Genomic DNA, 6,127 nt, shown 5'->3' with positions numbered 1-6,127 from the left:
CTGCCCGGCCCCTCTTGGCGTTCCCGCGCGCGACCCGACCGGGGCGCCGTGCTCAGCGGGCGTAGGCGCCGAGGCCGACGAGGCAGTAGACGTACTCGCTGACGGTGGTGCCGTTCATGGTGTAGCGGTGGGAGAAGGCGTACTGGGTCCTGGGGTTGGAGTTGCAGTTGTTCATGTCGGAGGTGAAGGGGAAGGTCTGGATGACCTTGTAGTGGGCGTCGGAGGCGGAGCAGGGGACTTCGTCGACGTCGGAGACGCTCTGGGCGGTGGTGGAGTCGGGGAGGGAGCCGTTGAGGCAGGTGCCCTTCTCGTAGGGGTCGGGCTCCTTCTCGGTGGGGGCGGCGGTGGGGTCGAGGCCGAGGCTGGGGAAGGGCGAGTAGGAGAAGGTCGGGACGGGGCCGGGGCCGCGGGAGCCGGGTGAGGTGTCCTCGTCGTGGTTCAGGAGGTAGGAGCCTCCGATGAGGGCGCCGATGACGCAGAGGGTGACGAGGCAGCCGAGGCCACCGGACTTCTTGGGTACGGCGGGGGTGCCGGCGACGGTGATGCGGAGGTGGACGGTCCCGTCGCCGAGGCGGGCGGCGACGAGTTCGCCGTGGCGGCAGGGCCGGACGGTGATGTGCGCGGGTCCCGAGGGCAGTTGGACGGACCGCCGGACCCTCACCGGCCCGCGGCACCCCGCCGGCCCGCGGCACCCCGCCGGTCCGCGGTCCCCCGTCGGTCCGCGGTCCCCCGCCCGTCAGCCGGTCGCCCGCTCCCGCAGCTCTCCCTTCACCACCTTGCCGCTCGCGTTGCGCGGGAGTTCGGCGACGAACTCGACCTGGCGGGGGACCTTGTAGTTGGCCATCTCGCGGCGGGACCAGGCGATGAGGTCGTCGGCGGTGACGCGGGAGCCGGGGCGGCGGACGGCGTAGGCCTTGCCGACTTCGCCGAGGCGGGGGTCGGGGACGCCGATGACGGCGACGTCGGCGATGTCGGGGTGGAGGCCGAGGAGCTGCTCGATCTCGGCGGGGTAGGCGTTGAAGCCGCCGACGATGAACATGTCCTTGAGGCGGTCGGTGATGCGCAGGTTGCCGGCGTCGTCGAGGACGCCGACGTCGCCGGTGTGGAGCCAGCCGTCGGCGTCGACGGCGGCGGCCGTCGCCTCCGGGTCCTCGAAGTAGCCGCGCATGACGTGGTGGCCGCGGACGAGGACCTCGCCGGTCGGGGAGAGCCGGACCTCGGTGTCGGGGATGGGGCGGCCGGAGGTGGTGGCGACGGTCGCGTCCGGGTCGTCGCGGCGGCACATGGTGACGATGCCGCTCGCCTCGGAGAGGCCGTACGCGGTGAGGACCGTGCCGACGCCGAGGTCGGTGCGGAGGCGTTCGACGAGCCGCAGGGGGACCACGGCCGCGCCGGTGACGACGAGGCGCAGGGAGGAGAGGTCGTGGGCGGCGCGGGCCGGGTGGTCGAGGAGGGACTGGTGGAGGGTGGGCGGGCCGGGGAGGACGGTGATGCGCTCGGCGGCGATGTTGGCGAGGACGGTGTCGACGGTGAAGACGGGCTGGGGGACGATCACCGCGCCGCGCATGAGGCAGGCGAGGATGCCGGCCTTGTAGCCGAAGGTGTGGAAGAAGGGGTTGACCACGAGGTAGCGGTCGCCCTCCCGGAGGCCGGCGAGCCCGGACCAGATCGCGTAGCAGCGCAGGGACTGGGCGTGGCCGATGACGGCGCCCTTGGGGCGGCCGGTGGTGCCCGAGGTGTAGATGATGTCGGAGGGATCGTCGGGGTCGATGGCGTCGGCGCGGGCGCGGACCCGGGCGGCGGGGATCCGGTCCCCCTCGGCGAGGAAGGCCTTCCAGGTCGTCCAGCCGGGTTCGTCGGGGGCGGTGTCGCCGAGGACCACGGCCTTCTCCAGGTGCGGGAGTTCGACGCCGGAGCGGCGCAGGGAGGCCACGTACGAGGTGCCGAGGAAGGTGCCGGTGACGAAGAGCAGGCGGGCCCGGGAGCGCTGGAGGACGTAGGCGGCCTCGGTGCCCTTGAAGCGGGTGTTCAGGGGGACGAGGACGGCGCCGGCGGTGACGGCGCCGAGGGCGGAGACGATCCAGTCGAGGGTGTTGGGGGCCCAGATCGCGACGCGGTCGCCGGCCCGTGTCCCGTTGGCGAGGCAGGCGGCGGCGGCCCGTTCGACGCGTTCGCCGAGTTCGGCGTAGGTGACGCGGACGCGTCCGTCGACGACGGCCTCGCGCGCCCCGTACCGTTCGGCCGCCGCCCGTACGAGACCGGGGATCGTGGCCCACTCCAGGTCACCGCGCATGTCCATACCCAACCTCCCTGTAGCTGACTATCCGTCAGATTAGAGGTAGCCTGACGCGCTGTCAGCAGTGCTGCCCCATGAGGAGGTTCGGTGCTCAAGGACGCCACGGCGATCGTCGGAATCGGTCAGACCGCCTTCGCCAAACACCTGCCCGAGACCGAGAGGGCCCTCGCCTGCCGGGCGATCCTCGCCGCCCTCGACGACGCCGGGATCGACCCGTCCGAGGTCGACGGCTTCGCCTCGTACACGATGGAGGAGACCGACGAGGTCGAGGTCGCCAAGGCGATCGGCGCCGGCGACGTCACCTTCTTCTCCAAGGTGGGGTACGGCGGCGGCGGCTCCTGCGCGACCGTCGGCCACCTCGCCGCCGCCGTCGCCACCGGACAGGCGAGCGTCGGCGTCGCCTGGCGGTCCAGGAAACGCGGCTCGGGCCCCCGCCCCTGGAAGAACACCGCCGTCCAGCTGCCCACCCCCGGCCAGTGGACCCGCCCCTACGGGCTGCTCCGCCCCGCCGACGAGATCGGCATGCTCGCCCGCCGCTACATGCACGAGTACGGCGCCACCCGCGACCACCTCTTCAACGTCGCCCTCGCCTGCCGCAACCGCGCCAACCAGAACCCCGCCGCGATCATGTACGAGCGCCCCCTGACCCGCGAGATGTACATGACCTCCCGCTGGATCAGCGAACCCCTCTGCCTCTTCGACAACTGCCTGGAGACGGACGGGGCCCTCGCCTGCGTGATCGTGAGCGCCGAACGGGCCCGCGACTGCCGGCAGAAACCCGTGTACGTCCACTCCGCCGCCCAGGGCCTGCCCGCCCAGCACCACGGCATGGTCAACTACTGGAACGACGACCCGCTCTCCGGACCCGCCTGGACCGCCGCCCGGCACCTGTGGAAGCAGGCCGACTTCGGCCCCCAGGACGTCGACGTCGCCCAGATCTACGACGCCTTCACCCCCCTCGTACCGCTCTCCCTGGAGGGCTACGGCTTCTGCGGCCGGGGAGAGGGCGCCGCGTTCACCGAGGGCGGCGCCCTGGAGATCGGCGGACGGCTGCCCCTCAACACCGGCGGCGGCGGACTGAGCGAGGCGTACGTCCACGGCTTCAACCTCATCAACGAGGGCGTGAAGCAGCTCCGCGGCACCTCCACCGCCCAGGTCCCCGACGCCGCCACCTGCCTGGTCACGGCGGGCGAGGGCGTCCCCACATCGGCCATCCTGCTTCGCGCGTGAGGAGTTGATCCCGACATGCTGACACCCGTCGCCGACGAGGACGGTGCCCCCTTCTGGGAGTACACCGCCCGGGGCGAGCTCCGCGTCCAGGCCTGCGCGGCCCCCGACTGCGGCGAGCTGCGCTTCCCGCCCCGCCCCTGCTGCCCGCACTGCCACTCCTTCGACAGCGAGTGGCGGCTGATGTCCGGCCGGGGCCGGATCTGGTCGTACGTGCTGCCCCACCCGCCCCTGCTGCCCGAGTACGCCGCCCAGGCCCCGTACAACGCAGTGCTCGTCGAACTCGCCGACGCCCCGCGCATCCGCCTCGTCGGCAACGTCGTGGCCGGCCCGGACGCCCCCCTGAACTCCGTCGACCCGGACCGGCTCCGCATCGGCGCCCCGGTGCGGGTCGCCTTCACCGAGATCGACGGCGTCACCGTCCCGCGCTGGCTCCTGGAGCGCGGGTGAGCATCCGGGTCGAGCGCGACAAGGAGACCGGGGTCGCGGTCGTCACCCTCGACCGGCCCGCGAAGCACAACGCGATCACCCTGGACATGGCCCGCGGACTCGCCGCCGCCTGGCGCGGCTTCCGGTACGAGGACGAGGTCCGCGCGATCGTCGTCACCGGCGCCGGGGGCCGCTCCTTCTGCACCGGCATCGACCGGGAGGCCGCCGGGAACGTGCCGCAGCCCTCGTCCCCGTACACCGTCGACGACCCGCTCCTCGCCATCGGGCCCAAGGCGAACGACCTGTGGAAACCGGTGATCGCCGCCGTCGAGGGCATGGCCTGCGGCGGGGCCTTCTACCTGCTCGGCGAGGCCGAGTTCCTCATCGCCGGCGAGGACGCCTCCTTCTTCGACCCGCACACCACCTACGGCATGGTCAGCGCCTTCGAGACCATCCACATGGCCCAGCGGATGCCCCACGGGGAAGTCGCCCGGATGGCCCTGATGGGCTCCGCCGAGCGGATCTCGGCCCGCCGGGCGTACGAGACCGGCCTCGTCAGCGAGGTCACGGAGACGGGCGGCGCGCTGACCGCCGCCCGGGCGGCCGCCGCCGTCATCGCCTCCTGCCCCACCGAGGCCGTCCAGGGCACGGTCCGGGCGCTCTGGTCCACCAGGGAGGCGGCCCGCGCCCAGGCCCTCGCCCACGCCCCGCACCTGGTGACGCTCGGGAACCTGCCGGCGGACCGGCAGGCGGAGCTGTTCACCCGGCGGGGGCCGGAATTCAGGACGAGGTAGGCGAAGGGGTGGTGGGGGTGCCCGCAGGGGTGGCCCCCGTCACCTCGCCCATGACGGTGGCGAAGCACTTCTTCACCCGCCCGACGGTCCCCGGGTGGGCCATCGCCACCTCGAAGGTCTTCGTGCGCCCGGTCGTGACCGTCGTCTCGGCCCGGTCGACCTCCTTGCGGTTCGCGTCCTCGAAGTACACGACGACGCGGAAGGTCTTCTCCGTCCAGTCGTCGGAAGTGATCTTCACCGTGGCCGTGGTGTCCGCCTTGCGGGCCGGCTTGCCCTTGCGCTTCTTCTGCGCGGGGTCCACGCAGTCGACGACCTCGACGATCGCGTCCGACGTCGGAGAGGCGGACGGCGTGGGGTCGTAGGTGTACTCGCCCGAGCCGGACGAGCCGGACGAGCTCCCCGAGCCGCTGTAGTCGTCGTTGCTCTTCTCGTCGCTGGAGCAGCCGCCGCCCGAGTCGTCGTCGGAGTCCGAGTGGCTTCGGCTCTTGCCGCTCTTGCCACTGCCGCCGTGGCCGCCGCTGCTGCCGTGGCCGCCCTTCCCGGTGTGGAAACCGGTCAGCGCGAGCACCACCACCGCCAGTGTCGCCGCGAGCTTCAGACGCGTCCGTACCATCGCCGCCCCCGTCCTGTTCGTCGTGTCCGCGCCACCCTAGGGGATGCCCCGGTGCCGCGTGGCGGGCCCCCCGCACCCGGCGTAGCGTCGGGAACGAGAGCAGGACCGCCAAGGAGGCCGCATCGATGATTCGCAACGTCGTCGGCTCGGTCCTGGCTCTCGCCGGAGCGACGGCCGCCGTCTGGAGCCCCTTCCGTGCCTGGTACGACGGCCGTCACGGTCGCGACTACGCGATCGACGAACTCTTCACCGGCATCACCGACACCCGGTCCGACGTGCTCGCCTCGATCCTGCTCCCGTTCGCCTTCGCGGCCCTGCTCACCCTCGTCGGCGTCGTCCTCCGCTCCCGCCTGCTCATCGCCCTCGCCGGGGTCGTCGTCCTCGGCTTCACGATCTTCTGGATGGTCCGGGTCGGCCAGGCCGAGGGCAGCATCGTGCTCTCCGGCGACGGCAGGGGCCTCGGCGACGGCGTCGCGAACGCCTTCGGCGGCGGTGTCCTGCTGCTCCTCGGCGCCCTCGTCATGTCGGGCCGGCCGAGCCACGGGATCCACGCCCACCGGCCCGACCAGGAGTACCGCCCCACCCACCCCACGCTCGACGGCCCGCCCGTGACCGGCCCCGCCGTCGACCCCGTCGACCCCGGCACCCCCGAGGAACCGGGCCCGCGCCCGCAGGCCTCGACCCCGTACGCGGCGACCCGCACCTACGACGTGCCGACACCGGACCCGGAACGGGAGAACCCGCCGCCGCAGGGCTAGAGACCTGCGG

General features: G+C 72.9%; 7 protein-coding genes. 4 read left to right on the top strand and 3 right to left on the bottom strand.

Annotated features, from left to right (window positions below; all coding sequences use genetic code 11):
* Positions 1–52: 52 nt before the first annotated feature.
* Together ACFCY7_RS39310 and ACFCY7_RS39305 are read right to left on the bottom strand one after the other, a co-directional pair.
* The gene (locus tag ACFCY7_RS39310; RefSeq protein ID WP_376490884.1) at positions 53–661 is read right to left on the bottom strand and encodes a hypothetical protein; all 609 of its coding nucleotides are present in this window, start codon (positions 659–661) and stop codon (positions 53–55) included.
* Between the two features lie 75 nt (positions 662–736).
* Complete coding sequence (locus tag ACFCY7_RS39305) at positions 737–2,293, bottom strand: FadD3 family acyl-CoA ligase (protein WP_376490885.1); 1,557 nt, start codon at positions 2,291–2,293, stop codon at positions 737–739.
* A 90-nt stretch (positions 2,294–2,383) separates the two neighbouring features.
* On the opposite strand from ACFCY7_RS39305, the gene ACFCY7_RS39300 reads away from it, so the two are divergent.
* The 3 genes from ACFCY7_RS39300 to ACFCY7_RS39290 are packed head-to-tail and all read left to right on the top strand — an operon-like array spanning position 2,384 to position 4,746.
* On the top strand, positions 2,384–3,526 hold the full coding sequence (locus ACFCY7_RS39300) for a lipid-transfer protein (protein ID WP_376490883.1): 1,143 nt from the start codon (positions 2,384–2,386) through the stop codon (positions 3,524–3,526).
* 15 nt (positions 3,527–3,541) lie between these two features.
* A complete protein-coding gene (locus tag ACFCY7_RS39295; protein ID WP_376490882.1) occupies positions 3,542–3,973 on the top strand; it encodes a Zn-ribbon domain-containing OB-fold protein in 432 nt (143 codons plus the stop codon).
* Positions 3,970–4,746 (top strand): enoyl-CoA hydratase/isomerase family protein, encoded by a 777-nt coding sequence (locus tag ACFCY7_RS39290; RefSeq protein ID WP_376490881.1) that lies wholly within the window; start codon positions 3,970–3,972, stop codon positions 4,744–4,746. The genes ACFCY7_RS39295 and ACFCY7_RS39290 overlap by 4 nt, the downstream gene beginning before the upstream one ends.
* Here the strand turns inward: ACFCY7_RS39290 and ACFCY7_RS39285 are convergent.
* Positions 4,733–5,359 carry a hypothetical protein gene (locus ACFCY7_RS39285; protein WP_376490880.1) on the bottom strand — a complete coding sequence of 209 codons (627 nt, stop codon included), beginning with the start codon at positions 5,357–5,359 and terminating at the stop codon, positions 4,733–4,735. The genes ACFCY7_RS39290 and ACFCY7_RS39285 overlap by 14 nt on opposite strands.
* Before the next feature lie 125 nt (positions 5,360–5,484).
* Between ACFCY7_RS39285 and ACFCY7_RS39280 the strand changes: the two genes are divergently transcribed.
* On the top strand, positions 5,485–6,117 hold the full coding sequence (locus ACFCY7_RS39280; RefSeq protein WP_376490879.1) for a hypothetical protein: 633 nt from the start codon (positions 5,485–5,487) through the stop codon (positions 6,115–6,117).
* The last annotated feature ends 10 nt before the right edge of the window (positions 6,118–6,127 follow it).

The sequence above is a fragment of the Streptomyces sp. NPDC056361 genome, assembly GCF_042262805.1.
Lineage (GTDB): Bacteria > Actinomycetota > Actinomycetes > Streptomycetales > Streptomycetaceae > Streptomyces.
The sequence above is the reverse complement of the archived record's forward strand: the minus strand, read 5'-3'. Positions and strand labels throughout refer to the sequence as shown.

Excerpts from the sequence above, each read along its gene's own strand:
- ACFCY7_RS39305 (WP_376490885.1), bottom strand. The coding sequence starts at position 2,293 with ATGCGCGGTGACCTGGAGTGGGCCACGATCCCCGGTCTCGTACGGGCG.
- ACFCY7_RS39295 (WP_376490882.1), top strand. The coding sequence starts at position 3,542 with ATGCTGACACCCGTCGCCGACGAGGACGGTGCCCCCTTCTGGGAGTAC.
- ACFCY7_RS39285 (WP_376490880.1), bottom strand. The coding sequence starts at position 5,359 with ATGGTACGGACGCGTCTGAAGCTCGCGGCGACACTGGCGGTGGTGGTG.
- ACFCY7_RS39280 (WP_376490879.1), top strand. The coding sequence starts at position 5,485 with ATGATTCGCAACGTCGTCGGCTCGGTCCTGGCTCTCGCCGGAGCGACG.